Source organism: Streptomyces sp. NPDC007896, assembly GCF_042959425.1.
Taxonomy (GTDB): Bacteria; Actinomycetota; Actinomycetes; order Streptomycetales; family Streptomycetaceae; genus Streptomyces.
On the sequence record NZ_JBIBKX010000005.1, the window covers coordinates 383,116 to 396,211 of the forward strand.

The window sequence follows — 13,096 nt, forward strand, 5'->3', positions numbered from 1 at the left end:
CGCGCAAGAACTAGACAGAACATTGCAACAATGAAAATTCAGCATGCAAGATCTAATGCGACGCCTTGAGGCTGCATCCAGCACCGGGCCACGCGCATGCCGGTGCAGAGATTCCCATCCAAGGTCGCCTGAGCACGCCACGCACTCCACGTTTGAGGTCAGCGAAAAGACGTCACAAGAAGCGGAGGACGACGAACATGCAGGTCAGGCTCGGCTTTTTGGCTGCGAAAGTAGGTCGTCAGCCGTCAAGAGCGTCTAACGAGCGTCACGGCCCGGCAGGTTCCTAAGCGGATCATGACTGACAGGCGACCTACACCACAGGGCCGCCGAAAGGCGATCACGTTCACGTGCGGCACCCAGACGTGTGACGGGATGTGCTCCCGGGCTGCCTGCCCGCCCCATCTTGGCAGTCTGCCCGCACCTGGTCGAGGTGGAGCCAGAGGTCAGGGCGATCTCTACGCCCATCCCTGGCCGTTCGACGACCACGGTCGCTGGACTGCCGGACGACGGTGCGGACGCAGAACAAGCCTGACCAGATAAACGGCTCCGCCCCTGTTTGAGGACAGGGGCGGTAGATCGGCCCAAGAGATGCTGGACCTCGTAGAGAGTCGTCCAGCGTCTTGTGGTGCGGGAGCTTCGAGAACAGCAGGGACCGGCGGAAACGGCGGCCGTCTCGGACCGCGAGTTCCTCGGACAGCACGGGGTGGACGGCCTCGGCCTGGTCCTGGCCGTCACGGTGACTGGACACCTGGACTGCTGCTGCGGCGAGTCACCCGAGTCCTACTGGGGCTGCCGCCTCCACGCCGACGGCAGCGCCGGACAACCGGGCGCACTCCACATCCGCTTCTCCCGCCGTTCCGGCGACCGAGCACGGCACTACAAGCACAAGCTCAACGACTATGAAGAGCGCCGAAACCTCTACCGACCCGTCTCCGCATAGCTGACGGGCCCGCGTACCGGAACGATCCCGTAGCCGCTGACCAACGGCTGTCCCACCGCTCCAAGACGCCTGTCGGCCTTCGCGTCCACCAATTCAGGCGCACGATACAGCGGCGGAGTCCCGGTTACCGAAACCGGGACGCCGCCGCACCAGTGGGTAGTCCACCGCCACGACCTGCCCGTACGTCGAAAGGGACACCCGACGGCCAGCACGGTGGAGGTGACGGGGGCTCAGATCTCCCAGCACCATCCCAGTACGAGGAAAAACCAGGAGCCCGACTCGGAAGAGTCGGCGCTACCTGGCGGGTCATGGCGCGCCGCCTGATGGGTCACGGCGGGGTCGCCAGCGAGCCCCGAGCCGTCTGCCGGCATGTGCGTCATCAGCCGCCGGGAGCGAGGATGTAGCTCCACTCGGCGAGCGCGTTGATGCGGCTCTCGGTGTACGCGAGTGGAAGATATTCTCCGGCGCGCCATGGTTGGACGTGGTCCTGGTAGTGCTTCCGGCCTGGACGTCCGTCCTGTCCGGGCGCGTTGATGAACCAGGAGTCATCCCAGTCGCCGACATCCGTGACGAACCGGAAACCGGCACCAGCTGTCTGCGATCCGTCGGCACGGCGCGACGAGACCGCGACCGTGTCCGGACTCCCGCTCTTGGGCACTGGCGGCAGTGACCAGTCGGGCGCGATCTCGTCTGCCGGATGGGTGAAGCGCATGGTGTGGAACCGACCCCACTCCCAGAGGGAGTGCTGGCCTTGCTGCCGGTTCAGGTGGTCGACGGCCTCGGTCAGAGTCGCGTCCACTACCTCGGCGAGAAGCGAAGGCGATGCGGCGAGTTCATCGAACAGCCTCAGGTCGACCCGAGGGTCGCCTGCGGCCTCTTCCCGGTCGGTCGGGTCGAGCGTATCGACGGCCTCGTCCACGGCGTCGACACCACAGGCGATGACGGCACGAGTGAGCAGTGCGCGCCGCAGCGGTCCGCGGAACCAGGTCTCGAACAGTGCTGCCGCCGGTGAGTCCTCCGTCATGCGGTGGTCCCACTGAGCCAGCAGGCGCAGCGCCTGCGAGGCCGGCTGGGAAAGCCCGCTCAGCGGCAGGCCGCGCAGCACGCCGCAGATGCGCTGCGCCGGCACGCTGACCACATCCATCTGCAGTGCTCTCGCCGTCTTTGTCGTCCAGCTCCGATCACGGCGCAGCTCTTCGCTGATACGGAGATAGCGGTAAGGCGCGAGCCATTCATAGCCGACCGGAGAGGCCGGCTCTGTCGCGCCGTCCGGCAACTGCCGCTGGTTGGCGGTGGCGATCCAGCCTTCGTCCGGATCGATGAGGCCCGGCAGGTCATCGGAGCCGCGAGAGCCCGTCCAGTCGAACCGGCCGTCGCCGGGTACCGGAGTGAGCCCGTCCGCCTGGCGGACCGGCGTCCGTCCGCTCGCCTGCCATCCGATCTGCCCGGAACGATCGGCGAAGACGTGGTTCGCGGTCGGCGCTCCCCACTGCGAGAGCGCCTTTCGGACGTCGTGGACGTCCGTGGCATCTAGATACCGCAGGCTGGAAAGGTAGGGCGCCATGCCGGGCTCGAGCCACACCGCCGCCACGGCGACGGCGGTTCCCGCATCGGCATCGATCGAGGTCACCGGCCCGTGGACGCTGAACCGGTTGAGACGCACTTCCTCGCCCTTTCCGCATACCGGGATGACCTCTTCGACGCGCTCGAAACGCCGCCACGCACCGTCATGCCAATAGCGTTCCGAGTCCGCCGGATCCAGCCGATAGACGAACACGTCCTCCTGGTCCGTTGGAAGGTAGGTCAGCCCGAAAGCGACTTCTGCATTGTGGCCGATGCTCACGCCGGGCAGGAACGGCTCGCCCGCCCCGATGACGTCGAACTCGGGACAGCTGAGGTGCACGACATACCGCAGCGAAGGGAGAGTCATGGCTCGGTGGGGATCGTTGGCGAGCAGAGGCCGGCCTGAGGCCGTACGCGATCCGTCCAGCACCCAGTTGTTGCTGCCGTCGACGGCGGGCTCCGAGTTGCGCGTCGCGTTCGGATCACCGAGCCGCACCGGCCCGGAGGCGAGCTCGTACATTGCCAGCGCGTCAGGACCCACCTGCGCATCGGCGTGGGCGGTGGGAGTCGTGGCAGGCTCCAGACTCCGGCGAAGTGCGTCGACGCCGGCGCCCCACCGGCTCAGGGTCCGGCTTCGGGTGAGTTCCTGCAGCGCGTTCTCATACAGTCCGTGCACCCGGATGCGGCTGATGTCCTCGCCGGCCCACTCCAGCGGCTGATGTCCCAGGCGTCCGAACTCTGGTGGCAGGGAGTCCGTCGCCTGGGCGTGAGCGATGTACGCATTCACGCCCGCTGCGAAGGACGTCATCGCCTCGCCGCCGCGCGGGCCGTACGCCTGGCGTTCGGCTACGGGATCGCCGCGGAAGAGGAAGGCGCGGCTGGCCTGATCCTTCTCCACCCATTGCGGACCGAAGGCTTCCGCGAGGCGGCCGAGTCCTCGGCGCATCCACAAGTCCATCTGGAACAGGCGGTCGCGTGCCGCGACATACCCCTGGGCCAGGAACACGTCGGCCGCCGACGAGGCGCGGATATGAGAGACCCCGGTGCTGTCCACGGTCACGGTGACGTCGCTGCGCATGCCCGGGACTGCGATCACCGAGCTCTGCCGTTTCGATTCGGTCGGTGCGATCGCCGTCACAGCTTCACCGCCTCTGCCTCTGCCCGGGCGACCTTCCCGTCTGCATGACGGCGGCTCATGATCCGGTGCAGGCCGAGCGCCCCGCCGATGGTCAGGAGCATCAGCACCGCATAGAAGACCGCGACGGCCCACGGGTTGTTGCCGGAGGAGTTGAGGATCCACTGCGCGATCAAGGCCGTCGGTCCGCCGATCAGAGCCGAGCAGAACTGGTAGGCCATCGAGACGCCCGAGTAGCGGATACGGGAGGGAAAGGCGTACACGAGGAAGCTGGCGAGAACGGCGAAGTAGGCGCAGATGCTGCCGAACGAGACGTACATGGTGAGTGTGATCAGCAGGAGGTTGCCGTGGGAGATGGCCGCGAAGTAGGGGACGGTGAAGACCAGCGCGATCCCGAGTCCGACGAGCATGACCCTCGTACGGCCGAAGCGCTGCGCGGCGTGGCCGGCTATCCACTGCGCGACGAACTGGACGACCGTGGCGCCGATCAGGATGTTGAGGATGATCCGGCGCCCGAATCCCAGCGGCCCGGTCGCCCACGCCAACATGAAGGTGTTGGTGAAGTAGGAGTTCGAGATCGCCATGATCGAGACTGCGATGCCGAGGACGAGCACGAGCGGTGCCTGCGTGAAGACGACGAGTGCCGGCGCCTTCTCGACGGTTCTGGACTGCTTCGACGCCAGGTACTCCTCGGACTCGGGGACCCGGAGCCGCAGCACAAGGCCCACCACGACGAGGACTGCTGAGAACAGGAAGGGAAGTCGCCATCCCCAGCTGTAGAAGTCGTCGTCCGGAAGCAGTCCCACCAGAAGGAACGAGCCGGTCGCGAGCAACGACCCGATCGGGGAGCCTTGCTGGACCCAGGCGCCGGCGATCGTCTTGCGATTCTCCGACGCGTTCTCGGTGGCGATGAGGACGGCGCCGCCCCACTCGCCCCCGACGGCCAGCCCCTGCACGGCGCGGAGGACGACCAGCAGTACCGGCGCGAGCAGGCCCACCTGGGCGTACGTCGGCAGGAGTCCGATGAGGGTGCTCGCGATACCCATCATGAGCAGGGTGGTGATGAGTACGTTCTTCCGGCCGAACTTGTCTCCCAGGTGGCCGAAGAGGAGGGCTCCCAGCGGCCGGGTCAGGAAGCCGACCCACAGGGTTGCGAAGGACGCGAGCAGTCCGGTGCCGGCGTCCACCTCCGGGAAGAACACCCTTCCGAACACGAGCGCGCTTGCTGTTCCGTAGACGAAGAAGTCGAACCACTCCAGTGAGTTGCCGACCATGGCACCGATGATGGCGGCGCGTTCGCGATCTGGGCCTCGCGTCATCTTGCATCTCCTTGACGAGGACTGGGTGAGCGGCTCAAGCGCCGTCCGCACCAAGGTGACCGGCTCCGTTCATGCTGTCCAATGAAAAATTTCGCCCTTCGTTATAACCTCCAGGAATGGACCGGCGAAATCTGCAAAGCTTCGAGACCGTTGCCCGCCTTGGTTCCGTGAGCGCCGCGGCCGCTGAATTGCGGATCAGCCAACCGGCCGTGTCGAAGCAGATCCAGCGTCTGGAGAAGGAGTTGGGTCTGCGTCTCTTCCACCGCAACCCGTCCGGCATGACGCTGACTGCCGCCGGTGAGACCCTGCTGGAGCTGGGCTTTGACGTCCTCGCCCGCTTCGAGCGGGCCGAGGGCGTGATGCGCTCGCGGTTCCGCGGGATGCCGTCGTTCAGGGTGGCCTGCCCGCATGCCACAGCCGAAGGCGTACTTACACCGTTCGTCGCGATGACGGACGTTCCCATTGTCGACCTGCACATCATCCCGGCCGACGACATCGACGCGGCACTGGACCACAACATCGACCTCGCCGTCAGCTCGCTGGCGCCTCCAGAACATCGCCACCGGCTTCCGATCGCCGAGGTGCCCGTCATGGTGCAGGGCACCGCCGAGGCACACGACCGCTTCGGCGTCGCGCAGTCCGGCGATCTCGAACTCCTGCGGCAGACCTGGCTCATCGTCCCGCGCACCGGAGTCGGCACGGCGGTCATCGCCGCTGCCGCGACACTGTATCCCGCACCATCGATCCGCGAGGTCTCGGCAGGCTCGGTCGCACAGTCGCTCGCTGCCAACGGCCAGGGATTCGCGCTGGTCACGGAGGCGCAGCGCTTCGGCCTCGGCGCCGTTCCCGGCAGAGTGAACGGCCAACCGATAACAATCACCCTCTACGCCTCGTGGGATGTCAACCACTACGCGGCAACCGACCTGCTCCAGGTGGCGAAGTCGCTGCGTGAGTGGATGTCCGCGAATCCGCCCTGGGGTCCCCGCGAGGCTTGGGACGCGTCCTCACGCAACTAGCCTCGCGCTTTCACGAGTGAGCCTGTCCGAGTCTTGATCAAATACGTGGAGAGTGCCGCTGACCTGCAACGATGGGACTTTTCGAGGGTCCTGTCGGATGCGAGGAAAGAAGCACTCTCCAGGTGAAGAAGCGTAGCGGGTCGTATCCACGTGGCTGGCCGGTGCGGACGGTCCGGCCGCCGACGGCCAGGTGACCCTGGACAGCAAGGGGCATGTGGACTGCCCCTCCACATCGTCATGGGTGACCGTAGTCAGCTCTTGCCGAGCAGCCGCCAGATCTGGTTCTTCTTGGTGCTCAGTACGCTCGCCGCATCGCAGGTCCACTGATGGATCTGCGCGCCGGCCGTGGTCGAGACATTGCTGACGTCGACGCACTTGCCGCTGTGGACGGCGACGAGCTGGTAGTCGTGGCTGTTGCCGAGTGCGGTGACGGGGCTGAGCATGAACTGCTGGTTGGTGGCGCCGTTGCAGGTGTACTGGATGACCGCGGCGCCGTCGGCGGTGGACGCGCCGGAGACGTCCAGGCACTTGCCGCTGGTCTCGTTGACGACCGTGTAGGTGTTCGTCTTGCCGCTGACCGGCTTGAAGTCGAACATCTGCTGGTAGCCGCCCTCGCAGTAGTACTGCTGGTACTGCGTGCCGTTGGCGGTGGAGAGGTTGGTGTCGTCCAGGCACTGGCCGCTGTTCTGGCTGACGGCGACCGTGGAGACGGTGGTGTTGGACGGGGGCAGCAGGGTGACGGTGTAGCCGTCCTTGGCGTTGGTCCACGGGAGGCTCACCGAGGCGGTGTTGCCGCTGACCGTGAGGGTGGTGTCGGCGATGGTCTCCGGGCCGGTCACGGCGGCCCCGCTGTTGTACGGGATGCGCTGGACGACGGCGCGGACCTGGCTGTTCTCCACGACGGACGTGGTGTTGAGCCCTGTCAGATTGACGGTGACGGTGCCGGTGTTGCCGCTGCTGCCGAGCAGCACCTTTGCGTTCTTCGCCGAGTTGTCCTTGGTCGCCAGGCCGTCGGTCCCGGTGCCCGGGATCAGGTTGACAATGTTGCCGGTCTGGGAGCCGTAGTAGCGGTATATGAACCACTCGCCGAGCGGCAGGTACTGGCCGGCGCTGTTCTTGGTGAGCAGGTTGGCCTCGTTGTCGTGCAGAGCGGTGCCGGAGGCCCAGTTGCCGCGCAGGCCGTCGGCGCCGGCCCGTTCAAGGCGGCCGATGAACCAGGCGCCGCCACCCGGGGACTGCATGGACAGGGTGGCGTACTCATTGATCTGGTAGGCACGGGTGTTGGTCAACCCGGCTGCGGCGAGGGTGGAGTTGGCGCGGCCGACGTCGGTGGCGGGGTCACCGGGTTCGTCGTGCCAGCTGTAGATGTCGGGGGCGACGTTGTTCGCCTTGACGTAGGTCAGGTATGTCGTCCACCAGCTGTTGGAGGAGTTGGGCTGGCCGGCGATGCTGGGGCCGACGATGAGCTGGGCGGGGAAGGCGGCGCGCACCTTGGCGTAGAAACGCGACCACATCTGAAGGTACTGCGTCTGTGATGCGCCCCAGAAGCCGCTGCCGTCGGGCTCGTTCCACAGGTCCCACTGGACCGTCATGTTGTTGGCCTTGACGTCACCGATGAGCTGGGTGACGAAGGCATCGAACTGCGTCCAGTCACCGTTGTCACCGGGCCAGCCCTGACTGGTGGTGCCGTCGGCGCCCCACAGGTCGTGCGGCAGGAGGACGAAGGTGCCGCCGAGGGCGGCGGTGCGCTTGTACTGGGCCAGGGTGGAGGCCCAGCGGGTCTGGTAGTCGGCGAGGCTGGTGGCATAGCCGCCACTGTTGAGCTGAGCGCCTCCGGCCCGCATGAAGTGCCACTTGATGTCTTTGAAGAAGTGATCCTGGGGAAGCGAGCCGTCCGGGGTCATCCCGTAGATCATCCCCGAGGCGTGGTACGTGGGGGCGCCCCCGGCCGTGGAGAAGTCGACGGTGACGGAGGTGTCTGCGGCGTGGGCCGTGGTCGCGGGGAGGGTGACGGCGGCGAACGAGGCGAGGATCGCCGCGATCACGGCGGTCCTGCGGATTCTCGGGACGGCCGGTCTGCCGGGGCGTCCGGCTGGGGAAAAGAAGCGAGGTATGCGCATGTGCGGGTCTCCCGAAGGGGGTACTGCCTGGGCGCGAGTCGCCCAGGGGGTCTGTCAGCCGCCGACGGCCTCCGTGGTCTCGGCGCGCCGGAGCTCATGGGCCTCGGCGAGGAGGAGGTAGCTGCTGGCGGTCCAGGTGTAGGCGCGGTCGCGCAGGCCTACGCCGGTGAGGGCGTCGAAGTTCTCCGCGAAACCCGAGGTCTCGCACAGGGCCCGGAAGCGGGTGCTGATCTCGTCCGCGAGACGGTCGTGGCCGGCGCGGCGCAGGCCGTCCTCGATCAGGACGGTGGAGGGGGCCCAGATCGGGCCGCGCCAGTAGCCGTCGTCCAAGTAGTGCGGCGAGGTGGGCAGTTCGGTGGCGAGACCGTACGCGGTGAGGTGGGCCTCGATGCGGTCGGCCAGCGCGTCGCCGATGTTCTCGGGCAGGTGCTCGCCGAGCACGACGGGCATCAGGTCGAGCAGGCTGGAGCTGGCCCAGGTGGCCCCGCTGTGTGCCGAGCGTGCGACGAACCGGTCGCCGGTCCACAGCTCGTCGAGCATCGCCGTCTGCGTCGCGTCGGCCGTTCGTGTCCATCTGTGGGTGTCGGCCGAAAGCCCCAACTCTTTTGCCAGTTCGGCGAGTTCGCGCAGCTGGAGGACGAGGAAGGCGGACAGGTCGGCGCTGACGATCACACGTTCGGGGGCGAAGGTGGTGGCGTTGTCCCAGCCGCTGTCGTTGCCGTGCTGGTAGTGCGGGAGGGTGGACCCGGGTCCGCGCCGCATGGTGAGCCAGAAGTCCGTCCAGCGGGCCAGCCGGTTGTACACCTCGGTCAACTCCGCCTCGCCGAGCGGCTCGGGGAGCCGTCGGCGCAGGTGGCGCAGGGCCCAGCCGTGGATGGGGGGCTTGACGAAGTTGTAGAGGATCTCCGAGTGGGCCACCGAGTCGGGCAGCGCACCGGTCTCGTCCTGGTGGTCGAAGGGCAGCGAGAACTGGTCCAGGGCGAGTCCGGGGCTTCCGGGGGCCAGGGCAAGGGCGTTGAAGCAGTGGTCCCAGCTCCACACCTTGTCCATCCAGTGCTTCGACATGAGCACCGCGGGCCTGGTGATGAAGCCCCGGGGTCGGACGGTCGCGGACCACAGGACATACGCGGCGAGTTCCGCGGCGGGTGTGCCGGACGAGCGCCAGGGCGCGACGGTGTCGACGAAGGAAGAGAAGGCGCCGTGCGCGGCGTCCACGACCTGGCCGAAGGATGCCGAAGACGCGTACGGGCGGCGCGCGGTCTCGTACTCCTCGACCGCGGCCTCCCAGACCGCGCCAGCCTCGGCGCCGATCGTGACACCTCGCGCGGCGCTGCCCAGCGTCTGCGTGCCGGACGCCTCGGCCGCGGTCCCGGACAGCATGGTGACGCGGTAGCGCCGCCCGGTCTCGTACGAGGTGAACACATACGCCCCTGTGCCGGGTTCGGGGTAGAAGTAGGTGCCACTGAACGGGGTCAGCGTGGTGGCCGCCGCGCCGATGTGCAGGCCCAGCCCGTCACCGCGCAGGCGTACGGTGTCGGGCGATTCGTAGGCCATGTCGACGCGACCTTCGGCACCGATCCAGCTGAGCAGGCTCGGCGTCGCGTGCGGCCCGGTGGCGGCGCGGTCGCCGGTGGTCATGTCGAGCGGGACGAGACGCAGCACGGCGTGCATGCCGTTCTGGTGCGAGACGAGGTGGAGGTCGTCGGCGAGGGTCTTCTCCGCCACCACGGGCGAAATACCGAACCATGACCCGTGGGTGCTGAACGGGATGTCGTGGACGGAGAAGGCCGGGCCGGACGGGGCGGCGGTCATGCAGCGTGACTCGTTTCTGAAGCAGGGGTGATCGGCTCTTGGGCAGGCGGAAATGACAGGCCGGCGGCAGGCGGCCGGTGGTGGACCGTGACGGGGTGGGGAGAAGTCAGTCCTTGACGGCGCCGGCGGTCACGCCGGCGGCGACGTAGCGCTGGGCGAGGACGAGGATCACCGCGGCGGGCAGCGAGGCCACGACGGCGGTGGCCATGATGGCGTTCCACTCCTGGTTGTTGTTGCCGATGTAGTGGTAGATGCCCAGGGTGATCGGCTCGTGCGCGCCGCCGTTCGCAAGAGTGCTGGCGAAGACGAAGTCCGACCAGGACCACAGGAACGCGAACAGCGACACCGTGACGATGGCGTTGCGACTCATGGGCAGCACGATCGACCAGAAGGTACGCACGGGCCCGGCCCCGTCCGTCTTCGCGGCCTGGAGCAGTTCGCCGGGGATCCCGGACATGAACGCGGTGAAGATCAGCACGGCGAAGGGGACGGCCAGCGTGGAGTCCGCGACGATCAGGCCGGGCACCGACTGGAGCAGTCCGAGGCTGAGGTAGATGGCGTAGAAGCCCATCGCCATGATGATGCCGGGGATCATCTGGGCGACCAGGAAGAGGAAGCTGAGCACGCCGCCGCCACGCGGGCGCAGTTTGGCGAGTGCGTAGCCTGCGGGCGCGGCCAGTGCCACGGTGAGGACCACGGTGCCCAGACCGATGACGAGGCTGGTGCCGAGGTAGGGCAACTGCTGGTCCAGGACGGCGCGGTACCCCTCCAGGGTCCCGTGCAGGGGAATCGGGTCCGGCGGGCTCTTGCGCATGTCCTGGTCGCGGGTGAAGGACACGTTGAGCATCCAGTAGACCGGGAAGAGCATCACCGCGGTGAACAGCACGCCGATGGCCGTCTGCCACCACGTACGGCTGGTGCTTCGGTTCATGACAGTGCCTGCTTCCGCTGGACCCTGACGTAGACCAGGCCGAACGCCAGGGCGGCGACCACAAGCAGGTTTCCTACGGCCGCTCCCGGACCGAAGGCAGGCAGCAGGTTGCCGAAGCCGAGCTGGTAGGACCAGGTGGCGAAGGTGGTGGACGAGTCGGCCGGGCCGCCCTTGGTCATGATCCAGATGATGTCGAAGACCTTGAGCGTGTAGACCAGGCCCAGTAGCAGGGTGATCGCGGACACCGGTCGCAGCAGCGGGAACGTGATCCGCCAGAACCGTTGCCAGGCGTTCGCCCCGTCGAGGGCCGCCGCCTCGTAGAGGCTCGCGGGGATGGACTGCAGACCGCTGTGGAGGACCACCAGGTTGAACGGGACGCCGATCCAGATGTTCGCGACGATCACCGAGGCCAAGGACCAGCCCGGTGCGGTCAGCCAGTTCACCGGCCCGATGCCGACGGCGTGCAGGACGGCGTTGACGACACCGGAGTCGCTGTTGAGCATCCACGACCAGGTGGACGCCGAGACGATCAGCGGGAGCAGCCACGGCACAAGGAAGAGCGCCCGCAAGGTGGCGGAGAGCCGGAAACGCTGGTTGAAGAAGACCGCGAGGGCCAGACCGATGGCGTACTGGAAGACCAGACACACGGTGGTGAAGACCACGGTGTGGAGCAGGGCCGGGGCGAAGGTCGGGTCGTCGAGGACGGTGCGGTAGTTCGCCAGGCCCGTGAACGGTGCATCGCCCTGGACGAAGGACCGGACCGTGTAGTTGCGCAGGCTCAGGTCGATGTTGCGGTAGAGGGGATAGGCGTAGAAGAGGACGAGGTAGAGGGTCACCGGGGTGAGGAAGCCCCAGGCGGCCCACTGCTGGGACGTGGGCCGGCGCCGTGCCCGGGGCGGTGCGGCGGGGGCCGCACCGCTGTGGTGGCGCACGGGCCGGCGGTGTGGCACTTGGGTCATGTGACTCATCAACTGGCCCTGACCCCTGGTTACTTGACGGCCGATTGGGCGGTGGACAGCGCGTCCTTCGGCGACTTCGAACCGCTGAGCGCGGACTGGACCGCCTTCCACAACTGCTCCGAGATCTTCGGGTACTTGGCGCCCAGGTCGTCGCTGGTGCGTCCCTTGGCCGCCTTGACCGCGTCGACCCAGGGCTTCAGTTCGGCGTTCGCCACGACCTGCCTGTCCTGGACCTCGGTGGTGGGGGCCACGTAGGACAATGTGGTGTCGGTGTTGAGGAGGTTGTCGGTGCTGGTCAGGCAGGTCACGATCTTCTGTGACGTCGCGTAGCGGTCGGTCTTGCCCTGGACCGGGATGGTGACGAACTCGCCGCCGGTCGGGGCGGCCGCGTTGCCTCCGTCGGCTGCGGGAACGGGGATGACCTCGTAGTCGAAGCCGGCCTTCTTGGCGTTGGCGAGCTGCCAGGTGCCGTTCTCGCTGAACGCGTAGTCTCCGGTCGCGAACTCCTGCCAGCTGGTCGTCTGTGTGTTGTTGAGGACCGAGTTCGGGGCGTAGCCGTTCTGCAGCCAGTCCTTCCACAGCGTCAGCGCGGAGACCGCCTTGTCGGAATCGAGCGCGGTCAGCTGGGCGCCCGATCCCCAGTACCAGGGCAGGAATTGGAAAGTGCCCTCCTCCGTGCCGATCGCGGAGAACGTGATGCCCTTCTTGCCCGCCTTCTTGACCTTCGCGAGCGCCGCCGTCAGCGATTTCCAGTCCTTGACCGAGGCTATGTTCACCCCGGCCTGCTTCAGCACCGCCTTGTTGTAGTAGAGGGCGAGGGTGTTGGCGCCGATCGGCATACCGTACGTCTTGCCGCCCGACTGTCCGGCCGCGAGGAGGTTGGTGTTCACCTTGGAGGTGTCCAGCTTGTTGTCCTCGGTCGTGGTGAGGACGCCGGCCTCGGCCAGGGTCGACACCACCGGGTTGTCGACGATGAGGACGTCTGCGGAGTTGTCCTGCTGGGCTGCCAACAGCGCCTTGTTCGCCAGGTCGCTGGTGTCGAACGCGGTCCGCTTGATCTTCACCCCGGCCTTGGCGCCGCAGGCATCGAGCAGCTTCGCCCACGCGGAGCTCTTGTCGAACTGCGGGTACGGGTCCCAGATGGTGTACGTGCCGCTGTCCGCGGCCTTGGTGCCGGTGCTGCCCGCACCGGAGGAACAGGCGGTGGCGGTGCCTGCGACGGCGAGGACGGTCACGGTCGCGGCGGTGAGGCGGAGCCGTCTGACGGAGCTGTGCATGGCGCGTTCCTTCGTTTTCTGGCA

General features: G+C 67.2%; 9 protein-coding genes and 1 pseudogene. 2 read left to right on the plus strand and 8 right to left on the minus strand.

Features of this window, described 5'->3' with window-relative positions:
• Nucleotides 1–607: 607 nt before the first annotated feature.
• Nucleotides 608–700: pseudogene (locus ACFZDJ_RS19200) on the minus strand (AAA family ATPase); the annotation flags it as partial.
• A 3-nt stretch (nt 701–703) separates the two neighbouring features.
• Here ACFZDJ_RS19200 and ACFZDJ_RS19205 point away from each other — a divergent pair.
• Complete coding sequence (locus ACFZDJ_RS19205) at nt 704–940, plus strand: hypothetical protein (RefSeq protein WP_391060320.1); 237 nt, start codon at nt 704–706, stop codon at nt 938–940.
• A gap of 379 nt (nt 941–1,319) precedes the next feature.
• On the opposite strand, the gene ACFZDJ_RS19210 is transcribed toward ACFZDJ_RS19205, so the two are convergent.
• Both ACFZDJ_RS19210 and ACFZDJ_RS19215 read right to left on the minus strand, forming a co-directional pair.
• Nucleotides 1,320–3,641 (minus strand): penicillin acylase family protein, encoded by a 2,322-nt coding sequence (locus ACFZDJ_RS19210; protein ID WP_391060322.1) that lies wholly within the window; start codon nt 3,639–3,641, stop codon nt 1,320–1,322.
• The gene (locus ACFZDJ_RS19215) at nt 3,638–4,957 is read right to left on the minus strand and encodes an MFS transporter (RefSeq protein ID WP_391060324.1); all 1,320 of its coding nucleotides are present in this window, start codon (nt 4,955–4,957) and stop codon (nt 3,638–3,640) included. Before ACFZDJ_RS19215 ends, ACFZDJ_RS19210 begins: the two co-directional genes overlap by 4 nt.
• Nucleotides 4,958–5,073: 116 nt before the next feature.
• Between ACFZDJ_RS19215 and ACFZDJ_RS19220 the strand changes: the two genes are divergently transcribed.
• Nucleotides 5,074–5,973 carry a LysR family transcriptional regulator gene (locus tag ACFZDJ_RS19220; protein ID WP_391060326.1) on the plus strand — a complete coding sequence of 300 codons (900 nt, stop codon included), beginning with the start codon at nt 5,074–5,076 and terminating at the stop codon, nt 5,971–5,973.
• Between the two features lie 251 nt (nt 5,974–6,224).
• Here ACFZDJ_RS19220 and ACFZDJ_RS19225 read toward each other — a convergent pair whose 3' ends face one another.
• The 5 genes from ACFZDJ_RS19225 to ACFZDJ_RS19245 form a co-directional block, all read right to left on the minus strand.
• On the minus strand, nt 6,225–8,018 hold the full coding sequence (locus tag ACFZDJ_RS19225; RefSeq protein ID WP_391060328.1) for an RICIN domain-containing protein: 1,794 nt from the start codon (nt 8,016–8,018) through the stop codon (nt 6,225–6,227).
• A gap of 129 nt (nt 8,019–8,147) precedes the next feature.
• Complete coding sequence (locus tag ACFZDJ_RS19230; protein WP_391060330.1) at nt 8,148–9,905, minus strand: trehalase family glycosidase; 1,758 nt, start codon at nt 9,903–9,905, stop codon at nt 8,148–8,150.
• 106 nt (nt 9,906–10,011) lie between these two features.
• Nucleotides 10,012–10,836, minus strand: a complete 825-nt coding sequence (locus ACFZDJ_RS19235; RefSeq protein ID WP_391060332.1) for an ABC transporter permease subunit — start codon at nt 10,834–10,836, stop codon at nt 10,012–10,014.
• A complete protein-coding gene (locus tag ACFZDJ_RS19240) occupies nt 10,833–11,804 on the minus strand; it encodes a carbohydrate ABC transporter permease (protein ID WP_385368212.1) in 972 nt (323 codons plus the stop codon). The genes ACFZDJ_RS19235 and ACFZDJ_RS19240 overlap by 4 nt, the downstream gene beginning before the upstream one ends.
• A 20-nt stretch (nt 11,805–11,824) precedes the next feature.
• Entirely contained in the window at nt 11,825–13,072 is a 1,248-nt protein-coding gene (locus tag ACFZDJ_RS19245) for an extracellular solute-binding protein (RefSeq protein ID WP_391060334.1), read from the minus strand.
• Nucleotides 13,073–13,096: the final 24 nt, after the last annotated feature.

Excerpts from the sequence above, each read along its gene's own strand:
- ACFZDJ_RS19245 (WP_391060334.1), bottom strand. The coding sequence starts at position 13,072 with ATGCACAGCTCCGTCAGACGGCTCCGCCTCACCGCCGCGACCGTGACC.
- ACFZDJ_RS19240 (WP_385368212.1), bottom strand. The coding sequence starts at position 11,804 with ATGAGTCACATGACCCAAGTGCCACACCGCCGGCCCGTGCGCCACCAC.
- ACFZDJ_RS19220 (WP_391060326.1), top strand. The coding sequence starts at position 5,074 with ATGGACCGGCGAAATCTGCAAAGCTTCGAGACCGTTGCCCGCCTTGGT.
- ACFZDJ_RS19215 (WP_391060324.1), bottom strand. The coding sequence starts at position 4,957 with ATGACGCGAGGCCCAGATCGCGAACGCGCCGCCATCATCGGTGCCATG.
- ACFZDJ_RS19230 (WP_391060330.1), bottom strand. The coding sequence starts at position 9,905 with ATGACCGCCGCCCCGTCCGGCCCGGCCTTCTCCGTCCACGACATCCCG.
- ACFZDJ_RS19235 (WP_391060332.1), bottom strand. The coding sequence starts at position 10,836 with ATGAACCGAAGCACCAGCCGTACGTGGTGGCAGACGGCCATCGGCGTG.